Source organism: Campylobacter volucris, from assembly GCF_008011665.1.
In the GTDB taxonomy this organism is placed as follows: domain Bacteria; phylum Campylobacterota; class Campylobacteria; order Campylobacterales; family Campylobacteraceae; genus Campylobacter_D; species Campylobacter_D volucris_A.
Genome location: NZ_VOWJ01000014.1, coordinates 17,762 through 31,968 on the forward strand (window position 1 = coordinate 17,762; position 14,207 = coordinate 31,968).

General features: G+C 27.6%; 13 protein-coding genes. 7 read left to right on the forward strand and 6 right to left on the reverse strand.

Annotation, left to right across the window (positions count from 1 at the left end):
• Positions 1–4: 4 nt before the first annotated feature.
• Positions 5–1,348, reverse strand: a complete 1,344-nt coding sequence (gene mgtE / locus FPD38_RS02020; RefSeq protein ID WP_147555131.1) for a magnesium transporter — start codon at positions 1,346–1,348, stop codon at positions 5–7.
• A 1-nt stretch (position 1,349) separates the two neighbouring features.
• Positions 1,350–2,510, reverse strand: coding sequence for a M23 family metallopeptidase (locus tag FPD38_RS02025; RefSeq protein ID WP_508609924.1), 1,161 nt, complete (start codon positions 2,508–2,510; stop codon positions 1,350–1,352).
• A 118-nt stretch (positions 2,511–2,628) separates the two neighbouring features.
• Between FPD38_RS02025 and FPD38_RS02030 the strand changes: the two genes are divergently transcribed.
• Genes FPD38_RS02030 through FPD38_RS02040 form a run of 3 tightly spaced genes read left to right on the forward strand, consistent with a single transcriptional unit; the run spans position 2,629 to position 5,543 of the window.
• The gene (locus FPD38_RS02030; RefSeq protein ID WP_147555133.1) at positions 2,629–3,345 is read left to right on the forward strand and encodes a plasminogen-binding N-terminal domain-containing protein; all 717 of its coding nucleotides are present in this window, start codon (positions 2,629–2,631) and stop codon (positions 3,343–3,345) included.
• Positions 3,346–3,348: 3 nt separating this feature from the next.
• Positions 3,349–4,731: an FAD-linked oxidase C-terminal domain-containing protein gene (locus FPD38_RS02035; protein ID WP_147555134.1), complete on the forward strand. Its 1,383-nt coding sequence runs from the start codon at positions 3,349–3,351 to the stop codon at positions 4,729–4,731.
• The gene (locus FPD38_RS02040; protein WP_147555135.1) at positions 4,731–5,543 is read left to right on the forward strand and encodes a YihY/virulence factor BrkB family protein; all 813 of its coding nucleotides are present in this window, start codon (positions 4,731–4,733) and stop codon (positions 5,541–5,543) included. The genes FPD38_RS02035 and FPD38_RS02040 overlap by 1 nt, the downstream gene beginning before the upstream one ends.
• Here FPD38_RS02040 and FPD38_RS02045 read toward each other — a convergent pair.
• Genes FPD38_RS02045 through FPD38_RS02060 form a run of 4 tightly spaced genes read right to left on the reverse strand, consistent with a single transcriptional unit; the run spans position 5,487 to position 9,419 of the window.
• Positions 5,487–6,743, reverse strand: coding sequence for a ComEC/Rec2 family competence protein (locus tag FPD38_RS02045; RefSeq protein ID WP_147555136.1), 1,257 nt, complete (start codon positions 6,741–6,743; stop codon positions 5,487–5,489). The genes FPD38_RS02040 and FPD38_RS02045 overlap by 57 nt on opposite strands.
• Complete coding sequence (locus tag FPD38_RS02050; protein ID WP_147555137.1) at positions 6,740–7,303, reverse strand: DedA family protein; 564 nt, start codon at positions 7,301–7,303, stop codon at positions 6,740–6,742. The genes FPD38_RS02045 and FPD38_RS02050 overlap by 4 nt, the downstream gene beginning before the upstream one ends.
• Before the next feature lie 9 nt (positions 7,304–7,312).
• Positions 7,313–8,866 carry a ribonuclease Y gene (gene rny, locus FPD38_RS02055; RefSeq protein ID WP_147555138.1) on the reverse strand — a complete coding sequence of 518 codons (1,554 nt, stop codon included), beginning with the start codon at positions 8,864–8,866 and terminating at the stop codon, positions 7,313–7,315.
• Positions 8,799–9,419, reverse strand: coding sequence for a 5-formyltetrahydrofolate cyclo-ligase (locus FPD38_RS02060; RefSeq protein WP_147555139.1), 621 nt, complete (start codon positions 9,417–9,419; stop codon positions 8,799–8,801). The genes rny and FPD38_RS02060 overlap by 68 nt, the downstream gene beginning before the upstream one ends.
• Positions 9,420–9,485: 66 nt before the next feature.
• On the opposite strand from FPD38_RS02060, the gene FPD38_RS02065 reads away from it, so the two are divergent.
• From FPD38_RS02065 to radA, 4 genes are read left to right on the forward strand one after another with little or no spacing between them, the layout of a single operon-like run.
• Entirely contained in the window at positions 9,486–10,022 is a 537-nt protein-coding gene (locus FPD38_RS02065; protein ID WP_147555140.1) for a TlpA family protein disulfide reductase, read from the forward strand.
• On the forward strand, positions 10,022–10,888 hold the full coding sequence (gene ftsY, locus FPD38_RS02070; RefSeq protein ID WP_039665909.1) for a signal recognition particle-docking protein FtsY: 867 nt from the start codon (positions 10,022–10,024) through the stop codon (positions 10,886–10,888). The genes FPD38_RS02065 and ftsY overlap by 1 nt, the downstream gene beginning before the upstream one ends.
• Complete coding sequence (locus FPD38_RS02075; RefSeq protein WP_147555141.1) at positions 10,885–12,777, forward strand: motility associated factor glycosyltransferase family protein; 1,893 nt, start codon at positions 10,885–10,887, stop codon at positions 12,775–12,777. The genes ftsY and FPD38_RS02075 overlap by 4 nt, the downstream gene beginning before the upstream one ends.
• Positions 12,778–12,806: 29 nt before the next feature.
• Positions 12,807–14,138, forward strand: coding sequence for a DNA repair protein RadA (gene radA / locus FPD38_RS02080; RefSeq protein ID WP_147555142.1), 1,332 nt, complete (start codon positions 12,807–12,809; stop codon positions 14,136–14,138).
• Positions 14,139–14,207: the final 69 nt, after the last annotated feature.

Below are 14,207 nucleotides of genomic sequence, written 5' to 3' on the forward strand. Positions count from 1 at the left end.
CTACCTATAATAACATCATTTTTGCTAAAAGTAAAAAACTAAAAAATCCTAATGCATCAGTAATTGCTGTTATAACCACACTTGAACCAACTGCTGGATCGATTTTGAATTTTTTTAATGTTAGTGGCACAAAAGAGCCTACAAAACCTGCTAAAGCTAAATTTATAAGCATAGATAAAGCTATAACAAGTCCTAGCATAGCAGTTTTAAACCATATAAAAGTTATAATACCCATAATAACTGCAAAAATAAATCCATTGAGTAAAGACATGCCACTTTCTCTTAATATAACTTTTTTAGCATCTTTAAATTCAACTTCATTTAGTGATAATTTTCTAACGGTGACAGCTAAAGCTTGAGAGCCTGTATTCCCTCCCATAGAAGCTACTATAGGCATCAACACAGCTAAAGCCACTAGTTTTTCTATTTCTCCTGAAAAAAGACTGATAATATTGGCTGAAATTAAAGAAGTAGTAAGATTGATCATAAGCCAAAAAGCCCTTGCTTTAGCTGCTTTTAAAGCGCTTTCTTCTTCCACTTCTTTATCTACACCTGCTAGATTATAAATTTGCTCGGTCGCGTTATCTTGGATTAAATCATGAATATCATCATAAGTAATCCTTCCTAAAAGCACACCCTCTTCATTTACCACAGCCAATACACTCAAATCATAATCTTCAACCATATCAATAGCCATTTGTATATCATCGTAATCTTTTACACTGTAGCTTTTATATTTATTGGTATTATTTTTGATAATATCAGCAAAGCTTAATTTAAAATCCCAAAGCAAAAGATCGCTTAAATTTATAGAATTGCAAAGCTTTCCATCTTTATCGGTAATATAAATTTGAAAAATTTGATCTATTTTTTCACTTTTTTTTAAAATTCTATAGCGTTTTATTGCTTTTTCTATGTTTTCATCTAAAGAAGCTGTGAAAATCTCAGTTTGCATATAAGCACCAGCTGTATTTTCATTATAATTTTTTAAGCGTAAAATTTCTTCCTTGTCTTCTGAACTTAGACGATTTAAAATTGTTAGAGTTTTTTGAGGATTTATGTCTTCAAAACGCTGAATTAAGTCGGTTGCGTCATCACTTTCTAGTTCTTCAACTGCTTTGGCTATTTTTTCAATGCTTAAATGCTCTAATATATCTTCAAGTATATACTCGGGTGTTATGGTAGAAATATTTGCCAATGTAAAAACATCAAGAGAATTTAAGGTTTGTAAAAAAAGATTTTCATCATGCCTTTTGATGGTTTTTAAAGCTTCATTAATTTCATATGTACTTTGATTGTTAGAAATATTTTTTAAAAGTTCTTGTGCTTTTAAAAAATCATTAGACATATTAAAGCTCCATTGAATTTTCTATATTTTGTTCTTTTGGTGGATTTTTAAAATCTTCATCTATGCTATAAAGTTTTTTTTGATAATTTTTAGAGATTTTTAAAAATTCTTCTTTGTCTTTGCCATTTAAGCTTGATTTTGGAATTTTTACTATGGTCTCAGGGTTTATGGCTTTATCATTTAGATATAAGCCAAAATGTAAATGTGGTCCAGTGCTCATACCAGTTGATCCTACATAACCTATTATTTGACCTTGTTTTACTTTTTGACCGCGTTTGATTTTAGCAAAACGATGAAGATGAGCATATAAAGTCATATAACCTGACATATGTTTTATTTGTACCACTTTTCCATATCCACCTTTATTTCCGATAAAACTAACCACTCCCTCTCCTGCGCTTTTAACGGGAGTTCCAGTTGGAGCAGCATAGTCTATACCTAAATGTGCTCGGTATCTTTTTAATATAGGATGATACCTTGCCTTGGTAAAACGATCTGAAATTCTTGTATATTGAACAGGTTTTATTAAAAAGAAATTTTCTAATTCTTTTCCTTGAGCATTATAATAAGAATCTTTATATAAAAAAACTAAATAATCTTTTCCTCTTATATTTGCCAATGCAGCATTGATGTTAATATCTCCAAAAAGCCTTCCTAATCTTCTTTTTTGCTCATAGATTAAAACTACACTATCGCCTTTTTTAACATTTTTAAAATTTACGCTATTTTTAAATGCACGCACCATAGCTCTTGCTAAAGTTACACTTCCGCTTTCATCATACACATCTTGATAAGCTGAATTGTTTATAGCTACTCTTAAGGTTTTTGTTTCCTTTGTGTAAGAAATTGGAGTAAAACTTAATACAAATTTATTTTCTATATTTTTATAAATATGAATTTGTAAATCATCGCTAATTGGAATCAAAACTTGTTCAAGCTCGCCTTGATCATCTTTTAACATTTGATATTTTACTCCGCTTGAAATTTCTGCACTTAGTTCTTTGTCTTCAGCATCTAGATTATAGTATAAACTTAGTGGTATAGAATGATCTTGTAAAAAATCAAGTAAAGTTTTGCCATTTTCCCAAGAAAGCTCTTCTATGCTTGAAATTGCAAATAATTTTATAGATAAAATTAAAGATATAAAAATTTTTTTCATCATTAAAAATTAAGCCTTCAAAATAAAATAAATTTGTATTTTACTTAATTTTTCTTACAATTTTGTAAGGAAAAAACAATATAATTTATTTTCAATAATTCAAATATAAGGAGAATAAATTTTGGTAAGAATTATTCTAATGTATTTTTGTTTTATAATATTTTCATATGCAAAAGGTTTTGATTTGATACAAACAAAGTTAGAAAAAGTAGAAGATATTTATGGCTATATCAAAGATGATCCTAAAATTTTGATGCACTCTAGTGGTATAGTTGTGCATAATATTGAAAATCAAAAAACAATTGTAGCAAGAGCTAGTGTAATAGGTCGTGAAAATGATTTTGTGAAATTACAATTTAAAGTTTTTGATATGCTTGTTCAAGATGCTATGCCTTTGCCAAATGTTTTGCCTGAAGTTGGAGATAAAGTTGTTTTAAATTATTTATACGATAGAGCTTTAATCATCGCTCCTGATAAAAAAGTTTATGATTATATAGCGCAAAAATTTAGTGATTTGTATTTTTTACACCCTGATTTATTTGGCGCTCATATGATACAAGAATATCGTCAAACTCCAAGAAGATCAGATTTTAGATCATTTTGTTCAAAAAATGCTGTAGGACTTTTGGTAGTAGCTTTAGAAAAAAAAGCTGAATTGGTTGATTGTCAAGATTTTGAAAAAATACAAGAAATTGAAATTCCTCAAGCTCAAAGCTTACAAATTCCATTTTACTCAAGAATTACAGGCTATAAAAGTGATATTTTTAGTTTAAATGATGAAAGTATAGGAAATTATTATATTTATTATGAAAAATTGATTAATTTAACTCGAGAATAATCAATGCAAGAAAAACATAAAATTTTTTTTCAAAATTTATTAGGAAATGATAATGCTTTTTTTGATGAAGTTCATAAAAGAGCATATAGTTATGATGCAACTAAAAAGCATTATTTGCCCGATGGGGTTTTATTTCCAAGAAACGAAGAAGATGTTAGTCAAATTTTAAGATACTGCAATGAAGAAAAAATTATCATTATTCCAAGAGGATCAGGATCAGGCTTTACAGGTGGGGCTTTAGCGGTTAATGGTGGTTTGGTTTTAAGCTTTGAAAAGCATATGAATAAAATCTTAGAAATTGATCTTGAAAATTTAGTAGCTGTGGTAGAACCTGGAGTGATTAATGCAAATTTGCAAAAAGCTTTAAGTGAATTTGGTTTGTTTTATCCTCCGGATCCTGCTAGTATGGAGTATTCTTCAATAGGGGGTAATGTCAGCGAAAATGCAGGTGGTATGAGAGCGGCAAAATATGGTATCACAAAAGATTATGTCATGGCTTTAAGAGCAGTTTTACCAAATGGTGAGGTAATAAAAGCTGGGAAAAAAACCATTAAAGATGTAGCAGGTTATAATCTAGCTGGTATTTTGATAGCAAGTGAGGGTTCTTTGGCTGTGCTTACTCAAATCACTCTTAAGCTTGTAGCCTTGCCTAAATTTAAAAAAACCGCAATGGGAATTTTTGATAGCATTGATGATGCTATGAATGCAGTTTATAAGACTTTATCAAAGGGTGTTACTCCTGTTTCTATGGAATTTTTGGATCAATTAAGCATACAAGCTTTAGAATATAAGTTTAATAAAGGATTACCAACTGATGCAGGGGCTATTTTAATAGCTGATGTTGATGGTAATGTAGAAGAAGCTATAAAAGCAGATTTGCAAATTTTAGAGCAAAGTTTTTTGGAATTTAGAGCAAGAGAATTTAAAGTAGCTAAAAATGAACAAGAAGCAGCAGATATTTGGTTTGCAAGAAGAAATTGCTCTCAAAGTATCACGATGTATGGAAATTTAAAATTAAACGAAGATATTACTGTGCCAAGATCAAAACTTCCTGAGCTTTTAAAAGGTATAGATCAAATTTCTAAAAAATATGGTTTTAAAATCCCTTGTTTTGGTCACACGGGAGATGGAAATGTGCATACTAATGTCATGGTAAGTGATAAAAATAATCCTGATTTAGTTAAAAAAGGATATAAAGCAGTGGAAGAGGTGTTTAAACTAACTATATCTTTAGGTGGAACCTTAAGTGGTGAACATGGAATAGGGCTTTCTAAAGCCCCTTTTATGAAACTTGCTTTTAGTGAAGCTGAAATGGAATTAATGAGAAATATCAAAAAAGCGTTTGATCCAAATAATATCTTAAATCCATTTAAAATGGGACTTTAATGGTTTTTAAAAATATAGTAAAAATTTTTTTAGGATTAAGGGATAAAGAAATTTTAAATTATGCTGCAGCTTTAAGTTTTTATACTATATTATCTTTAATTCCTTTGCTTTTTTTGTGTTTTTGGGTTTTTACTCAAATTCCGAGTTTTGAAATGTATCAAGAAAAGATAAAAAATTTAATTTTTACTTTTTTAATCCCAACTCAGCAAGATCTAATCATAGGTTATATTAATACTTTTTTAAAAAATAGTGTAAATATAGGCTTGATAGGGCTTTTGGCTATGGCTATTACTTCTTTGGCTTTTTTTTCAGGATATGATTATGTAATCAATAAACTTTTACAAGAAGAAAGCAAAAGTCTTTGGTATAGCATTAGTTCTTATTGGACTTTGGTGACTTTAACACCATTAGGACTAGGTTTGAGTTTTTATATTTCAGGACTTATACAAAAAACTTTAGATGAATTTAACATAGGAATAAATTTTTTTGAAATTTTACCTTATGTGATTATTTGGATTTTATTTTTTATTTCATATTCTAGCTCTTTAAGTAAAAAAGGTAATTTAAAATTACTTCTTATAACTTCATTTGGAGCATCTGTTATATGGTATATTTCTAAAACTATTTTTGTGTATTATGCTGTGTATAATAAAACATATTTAAATGTATATGGTTCTTTCTCTGTGATTTTATTTTTCTTTTTGTGGATTTATATTTCATGGATTATTTATCTTTTGGGTTTAAAAGCATATCTTTTATTTGAGCAAGAAAATAAAGGGCACAAACCCAAGAGAAATTACAAAAAGAGCTAAATATCTATTAAAAATACTAAGTAGTGATAAAAATAAATATCCTATATAGACCCAAAAAGATATTTTAAAATTTATGCTGTGAAATTTAATATTAAAAAAATCTAACAAATAAAAATCCAATAAATTTCCATAATTAAAAATATGAAGCAATAGCACCATAGGATAAAAAATTATAAATAAAATACTAAGAGGTATAGCTAAAAATTGTTGCAAACTTAGTAAAGGGAAAAAATATAAAACAGGTATAATCATAGCTAAAAATGTCCAAAAATTTAAAAGAATAATATGGGTTAAATTAGAAAATTTATTTTTAAAATGATGTAAATATAAATAAATATAAAATACCCCAAGCACAGAAAATAAAAATCCTACGCTAAATAATAATTTTGGAAAAAGACTAATGCATAAAACTATACTTAAAACTAAAAATTTAAAACTTAGAATTTTTACATTTTTACTATAAAGATAAAATCCAAACAATGCCATACACAAAGCCCTTGTATAAGAAGGAGTAAAATCTATAAGATACATATAAGCAATTAAAAGCACAAAAGTAAATACGCTAAGATCTAACTTTAAACTTCTATATGGAAAATATCTTTTTTGAAAAAATGCATACAATGGTGCAAATACTACAAAACAAAAGCTAAACAATAACCCTAAATGATACCCACTAATTGCAATTAAATGTGCAATGCCATAAAAATTTACATCTTGTCTTAGATCCTTAGAAATAGCTTTTGCAAAAAATAAAGCCCCATAAAATTCTTTGATTTTTTCATTTGTATGTTGGTTTAGGAAATAATTGATGATTGTGTTTTGATTTTGAACATAGCTAGTTTGATGAAAATCATAACTCGGTGCAAAAAAACTTTTACTAAGATAGTTTTTAAAACTAATATCTTTAGTGATGATTCTAAGTGATAGTATTTTGTTCTTATCAAAAGTTAAATTTTTATAGCTTATAGTGTAAAAGTTAAAATTGGAATTTTTAAGTTTTAATACTTGATATTTTTTACCATATTTATTTTCTTTTGTATAACTTGATAAAATAATATTATTTTGAAGATAAAGATGTTTTGTAAGTTTAAAATTTTGATAGTTTTTATATTCATAAAAAATATTGAGTAAAAATATAACTAAAAAGCACAAAAATAAAATAAAAAATTCTCTATAATGATAAGAGAATTTTAAATTCATTTTTTCTTAGAAAAACGCGATAAATATAGCCATATAACTAAAGCTAGTATGATTATAAAAACAGGTGCTATATAAGGATAGTTTGAAAGAACTTCAAACATTTCTTTTAAAGTATTTCCAAAAATAAATCCTGCATATCCTAAAACAACTGCCCAAATCAAGCTTGCTAGTGTATTAATGATTGCAAATCTTAAAAAGCTAAATTTGCAAAGACCTGCTGCTATAGGTACTATGGTTTTTACTCCATATATAAATTTTTGAATGATTAAGAGTAAATCACCATATTTTTTGATTTTAATCATTGCAAGAGCGATTTTTCTTCTGTGGTTTTTAAAATAAGGCATGATGTCTTTTTTGTAATACTTGCCAAGTATAAAAAGCAAAGTAGAACCTAGTGTATTTGCTAAAAATGCTAAAAAAATACACCAATGCAAATCTAGTTTGGTTGAACTAGCACAAAGCACTCCAGCTGCAAGTATAGCAACCATGCCACCGCCAAAAGAATAAAAAAATAAAATCAAATAACCATAAGTGCTAAGATTATCAATCATTTCTTGCATAATTAGACCTTATTTTGCATAATCAATAGCTCTTATCTCTCTGATAACATTAACTTTAATTTCACCAGGATATTGAACTTTTTCTTGAATTTCTTCAGCAATTTCTTTAGCTAAAAGTATAGATTCATCATCATTTATTAATTTTGCATTGACTATGACTCTAATTTCTCTTCCAGCATTAATTGCATATGCTTTTTTAACCCCTTCTTTGCTTTTTGCAATATCTTCAAGTTCGCTAACTCTTTTTAAGAAAGCTTCTAAAACTTCGCGTCTTGCGCCAGGTCTAGCTGCACTTAGTGTATCTGCTGTGCAAACTGCTGCTGATTCTATGCTTGTGGCATCTTCGTGGCCATGATGAGCATAAATTGCATTAATTACCACAGGATGTTCTTTATATCGTTTGCAAAGTTCAGCTCCTAAATCCACATGAGAGCCTTCAAATTCATGCGTTAAGGCTTTACCTATATCGTGTAAAATTCCAGCTCTACGCGCTAATTTTTCATCACCGCCACATTCTGCTGCTATTATACCTGCTAGATGAGCTACTTCTAAAGAATGGGCTAGAGCATTTTGCCCATAACTTGCCCTATATCGTAATTTTCCTATGAGTTTTATAATTTCCGGATGAATATGATTAAGCCCCAAATCCATCACTATAGTTTGACCTTCTTCTAAAATGCTATCATCAAATTCTTTACAAACTTTTTCATATATTTCTTCTATTCTTGCAGGTTGAATTCTACCATCTTCAACTAAAAGCTCAATGACTTTTGTAGCAATGGCTCTTCTATAAAGATTAAAACAACTTACTATAATAGCTCCAGGTGTATCATCTATGATGATATCTACCCCTAAAACCATTTCTAAAGTTTTTACATTTCTTCCTTCTTTGCCTATAATGCGTCCTTTTAACTCATCATTTTTGATATTGACAACATTAATAAGTCTTTCAGCAGCAAATTCACCAGCAAATCTTGAAGTAGCTTGAGCTAAGATATAATTAGCTTTGCGTTTAGCCTCATTTTTAGCTTCTTCTTCGTATTTTCTAACTATATGTGCGATTTCATTTCTTGATTTTTCTTCTGTTTTTTGCAAGATTATACTTTTAGCTTCTTCTTGAGTGAGCCCAGCTGAGTGTTCAAGAATTTTTAAAACATCATTGAGCTTTTGAGTGTATTTTTGTTTTAAATTCTCATTTTCTTCTATCAAGGCTTTTATGTCTTGTTTTTCTTTGATGAGTTGATTTTTATTTTCTTCATGAAGTTTTACTTGATGATTTAAAGATTGCTCTTTTTTATTTAAATCTTCTATTTTACTAGAATGTTCTTTTTGAAGTTTTTGCAATTTTTCATCAAATTTTTTCTTTGCACTAAATTCTGCTTCAGCTATTGAATTTTTAGCATCTTTTAATATTAATTCAGCTTCGTATTCTATAGCTTTTGCCTTTGCTTTTGCTTGTTCTAAAAAGATGTTGAAATTGGCATCATTAATCTTTTTAGCGACTACATATCCAATCCCTCCGCCTATAAAAACGGCTATTAACGCGACTATAATTTCTATCATTTTTACTTACTTTCCTAAAATATTTTTTATAAAAATTGATATAAAAATCACCTTTTATATCATGCTTTTGACATAATTTTTCTTCACTTTTACCATTAATTATTTGCGTAAAAATAATTTTTGGTTTATCATGAGTTAAATTTGCAAAAAATCTATCATAAAATCCTTTTCCATGTCCTATTCTTTTAAAGTCTTTATCAACTCCTAATACAGGAACAATGGCTACATCTATACGAGATTGTAAAAAAGAATTTTTAGGTTCATACACTCCAAAACTTTTTTTTTCAAGAGTTAATCTTAATTTTACTACCTTTAAACTTTTATCTTGCATAAATGGAACAAAAATTTGATATTTTTTCGCAAAAAAGCGTCTAAATTTATAAATATCAACTTCATGTTTTAAAGGTATGTATATGAGAATATTTTTGCATGTTTTTAAAGACTTTAAAATTTTAAATATTTCTTTAAAAGCTAAAAAATCTTTTTTGTATTGATGTGTTATAAATTGGTTTATTTTATTTTTTTGTATTTGTCTAAAAGTGTTTTTTGTCAAGCTTTTCCTTAAGTTTTTAACTTTTTATGTTATACTTTTAAGCTTAACAAAACATAAGGAAAATGCTTGAATATAAAAAATTTATTATTTGTTTTTGTATTGGTTTTTTTTAGCGCTTGTTCTAGTGAAAAAGAAAATTTACAAGAAGAAAGTGCGAGTATCTCACAAAGTGAAAATATCCATTTTACTTTAAATTTTTTAGATGGCAAAAAATTATTAGTTAAATACAATGATCAAAAATTTGATTTTAATGATAATTCTAAAGCAAAATTATTTGTATTCTTTACTACTTGGTGTGTTCCATGTAAAGCACAAATTCCTCATTTGAATAATTTATATAAAAAATATCAAGATCAACTAGAAATTATTGCAGTTTTTTTAGAGGAAAATAAAGATCAAGAAATACTTGATTTTATCCAAGAAAATAAAATGGCCTTTTTAGCAACTTTGAGTGAGAATAATTTAGTATTTTCTAAAGTATTAAATATCAATTCTGTTCCAACTATGGTTTTGTTTAACACAAAAGGTGAAAAAGTAAGAGAGTATTTAGGGATGATTCCTGAAGAAATGTTAGATATAGATATACAAAAAGTGATAATGTAATGTTTGGATTTTTAAAAAATGGTTTAAAAAAAACCTTAGAAAGTATTAATTTAGTCAAAGCAGATAATAAAGTCATCACAAAAGATCTTTTAGAAGAGATGCTTTTAGAAGCTGATGTGGCTTATGAAATAGTAGAAGAAATTATTTATTATTTGCCACCAAATGATGAGGTTAAAAAAGCTGATTTAGAGCGCGTAATGGGAACTTATTTTATATATGATAAACCACAAACTATTAACGCTAAACCTTTTGTTGATTTGATTTTGGGAGTAAATGGAGTTGGTAAAACTACAAGTATAGCTAAAATGGCTAATTTGCATAAAAAAAATAATGAAAAAGTCATACTTGGAGCATGTGATACTTTTAGAGCAGGAGCTATAGAACAACTCAAACTTTGGGCTCAAAAACTTGATATGGACATCATTGCTACTTCTCAAGGACACGATCCTTCAGCTGTTGCTTATGATGCTATATCAAAAGCTTTAGCAAAAGGATATGATAGAGTTTTGCTTGATACCGCAGGACGCTTACAAAATCAAAAAAATTTAGCAAATGAGTTAGAAAAAATTGTGCGTATTAGTGCTAAAGCGATGCAAGGAGCTCCACATAGAAAAATTTTAGTATTAGATGGGACTCAAGGAGTAGCTGGAATTTTACAAGCTAAAGCTTTTAATGAGCTTGTAAAGCTAGATGGCGTGGTAATTACAAAGCTTGATGGAACCGCAAAAGGCGGTGCTTTATTTAGTATAGCAAGAGAACTTGAGCTGCCTATTATTTATGTAGGAGTGGGTGAAAAAATGGATGATATTTGCGAATTTAATGTTAAAGAATACTTAGAAGCTATTTTGGAGCCTATTTTTAAATGAGTGTTTTATCAAAAAATTTAGCCGCATTAAATAATCCTTATTTGTATAATAAATTAAAAGATATAAAGATAAATCAATTTCAAAAAATAGAAAATGTGGGGGGGGGTATTATAGAGTTAAATTTTTTAAATATACAAACTAATACTCCAATTTATAAAAATCCAAATTTGCATTTGCAAGAAAAAATTTCTTTTTATAATGATAAATATCTTTTATATCCTATTTTGTATTTTTATGGTTTTGGCAATGGAATTTTATATAAAAGTTTATTGCAAAATCATCATTTAAAGCATATAGTTATTTTTGAAGATGAACTTGAAATTTTATATTTAGCCTTTAATGTTATAGATTTTTCTCAAGAATTAAAAGAACAAAGACTTATAATTTTAAATAGTGATATTTCTGAGTTGGATTTAATGAATTTTTTTCAAACTCCTCCATTTTTTAATTTTTTAAGACTTTATGATTTGCATTTGCATAATGAATATTATGAAATATACCATGAAAAGATATTGAATTTAAATGAAAAAATTATCAATATTATAAGAAATGTAATTTTTTATCAGGGTAATGATATAAAAGATGCTTTACAAGGTTTAACACAATTTATTTATAACTTACCTAAAATGATACAAAATCCACCTTTAAGAAATTTATGGCTAAAGCAAAATAAAAAAGCAAAATCAGCTATTATTGTTGCTGCAGGTCCATCTTTAAGCAAGCAGCTTTCCCTGCTTAAACAATATCAAGATAAATTTAGTATATTTTGCGTTGATAGTGCTTATCCTATTTTAGCAAAAAATGATATTAAGCCCGATTTTGTATTAGCAAGTGAAAGAACTAAGTTAGCTTCAAATTTAATACAACAAAACTATAAAAATATAGATGATAACATAATATTTATTTTATTGACTTTAGCCCATCCTTTGGCAATTAAATATTTAGAAAACACTGATAGAAAATTTTTGTTAATCCCATATCCTACTATATTTTTTGATAAATTAAATTTGTTTGATTTTGGAAAATCTCCATCTGGAGGAACTGTTGCTTATAATGCTTTGCAATTAGCGTGTGATTTTAATCATGAAAATATTATTTTTATAGGTCAAGATTTAGCATATGGAAAAGATGGCAAAACTCATGCTAGTGGGTATTATTATGAAGATGAGGAGTTAAATGAGATTCAAGAAAAAACTATAGCTTATGGTGGAAATGAAGAAATTTTAACTAGTGCTACATGGAATGTATTCAGACTCACTATACAAAATTATATAGCCAAGAAAAAAGGTTTTAAATTTTATAATGCCACAGAAGGTGGAGCTAGGATAGAAGGAACTATAGAAAAACCATTCAAAGAGTGTTGCGAAGAATTTTTAGATGAAAATTTAACAAAGCCTTTTGAAAAACCATCGCCATTAGATAAGAATGTTCAAGATGATTTGTTATTGCAAAGTTATAAAGTAATTAATGATAATTTAGAGTTTTGTAACGGATTTGTTAAAGAATTTGAACTTTATTTTGAAAATTTGATTCAAATAGAAAGTAAAATTCAAATTTTGACAGCATTTAAAGACAAGCAAGAATTAATAATTAAAAGTATAAATGATTTAGATATTTATAAAACAAAACTTGATGAATATTGCAAAACTTTTTTATATGAGTTTATTAGACCTTTTTTGCAGCAATTTGAATTTAATTTAGCAAGAATTTATGTTTTAAATCCTAAAAATGAAGAAGAATGGCTTAGCAAAAATATAACATGGATTAAAGATCATGTATTTTTATTTGAGGTTTTAATAGTAAATATTAAATTATTAAAAGAAGAGATTAAAAATAATATAAATCCTTTAAAAGACGAGCTTGTAAAAAGAAATTTAAAAGCTAATTAATATATAATTTTTAAAAATTAGGTGATTAAATGGCTAAAAAACAAATTTTATTTGAATGTCAAGCTTGTGGAAATCAGCAAAGCAAATGGCTTGGAAAATGTCCAGATTGTGGCTCTTGGGATAGTTTTGTAGAATTAAAACAAGAGCAAATTAAAATTTTAAAACAAATTTCAAATAAACCAAGTACGGCTTTATGTATAGAAGATGTTACTATACAAGAATTTCAAAGACTTAGCACTGATGATAGTGAGCTTGATTTGGTTTTGGGTGGAGGTTTAGTAGTAGGATCTTTGGTTTTAATAGGTGGCTCACCAGGTGTTGGTAAATCTACACTTTTATTAAAAATAGCTTCAAATTTAGCAAGAAGTGGTAAAAAAGTCTTGTATGTAAGTGGAGAAGAAAGTAAAACACAGATAAAATTAAGAGCAAATCGCTTAGAAGCTAATGAGAAGAATTTATTTTTATTAACCGAGCTTTGTTTGGAAGATATTTTAGATGAATTATCTAATAATAATTATGAAATTTTAATCATAGATTCTATACAAACTATATATTCTAATAAAATAACTTCAGCAGCTGGAAGTATAACTCAAGTTAGAGAAATAACTTTTGAGCTTATGCGTTTTTCTAAAGCAAACAATATAAGTACTTTTGTGATAGGTCATATAACAAAAGATGGGGCTATAGCAGGTCCTAGAATTTTAGAACATATGGTAGATGTTGTGCTTTATTTTGAAGGTGATGCAAATAAGGAAATAAGAATACTAAGAAGTTTTAAAAATCGTTTTGGAAATATAAGTGAAGTTGGTATTTTTGAAATGACTTATAAAGGTTTAATTAGCGCTAAGAATATTTCCAATAGGTTTTTTACAAGAACTAAGGCTATAAGTGGAAGTGCATTAGGAGTTATTATGGAAGGAAGCAGGGCTTTAGTGCTTGAAATTCAAGCTTTAGTTTGTGAGAGTTCTTATCCTAAAAGAAGTGCCACAGGATATGAAAAAAATCGTCTTGATATGCTTATTGCTTTGCTTGAGAGAAAACTTGAAATTCCGCTTGGTAGATATGATGTTTTTATAAATGTAAGCGGTGGAGTTAAGATAAGTGAAACTGGAGCTGATTTAGCTGTGGTCGCAGCCATTATTTCTAGCTTTAAAAATCGTCCTTTGAGTAAGGATAGTATTTTTATAGGTGAGTTAAGTTTAAATGGTGAAATAAAAGAAGTTTTTTCTTTAGATGCAAGATTAAAAGAAGCAAAAGCTCAAAAATTTAAAAACGCTATAATACCTAACAAATCTATTGAAAATATAGATATAAAATGTTTTATAACTAAGGAATTAAAAGAAGTTTTAGAATGGATGTAGGTTAAGAACTAGAATATTTCATTAAAGTATAAGCAAAATCACTATATAATGATAGTTTTTAAATTGTAT

What these genes read in the sequence shown, in the direction of transcription:
- mgtE (WP_147555131.1), bottom strand. Translation starts at nt 1,348, where the DNA reads ATGTCTAATGATTTTTTAAAAGCACAAGAACTTTTAAAAAATATTTCT.
- FPD38_RS02025 (WP_508609924.1), bottom strand. Translation starts at nt 2,510, where the DNA reads ATGATGAAAAAAATTTTTATATCTTTAATTTTATCTATAAAATTATTT.
- FPD38_RS02035 (WP_147555134.1), top strand. Translation starts at nt 3,349, where the DNA reads ATGCAAGAAAAACATAAAATTTTTTTTCAAAATTTATTAGGAAATGAT.
- FPD38_RS02040 (WP_147555135.1), top strand. Translation starts at nt 4,731, where the DNA reads ATGGTTTTTAAAAATATAGTAAAAATTTTTTTAGGATTAAGGGATAAA.
- FPD38_RS02045 (WP_147555136.1), bottom strand. Translation starts at nt 6,743, where the DNA reads ATGAATTTAAAATTCTCTTATCATTATAGAGAATTTTTTATTTTATTT.
- FPD38_RS02050 (WP_147555137.1), bottom strand. Translation starts at nt 7,303, where the DNA reads ATGCAAGAAATGATTGATAATCTTAGCACTTATGGTTATTTGATTTTA.
- rny (WP_147555138.1), bottom strand. Translation starts at nt 8,866, where the DNA reads ATGATAGAAATTATAGTCGCGTTAATAGCCGTTTTTATAGGCGGAGGG.
- ftsY (WP_039665909.1), top strand. Translation starts at nt 10,022, where the DNA reads ATGTTTGGATTTTTAAAAAATGGTTTAAAAAAAACCTTAGAAAGTATT.
- FPD38_RS02075 (WP_147555141.1), top strand. Translation starts at nt 10,885, where the DNA reads ATGAGTGTTTTATCAAAAAATTTAGCCGCATTAAATAATCCTTATTTG.
- radA (WP_147555142.1), top strand. Translation starts at nt 12,807, where the DNA reads ATGGCTAAAAAACAAATTTTATTTGAATGTCAAGCTTGTGGAAATCAG.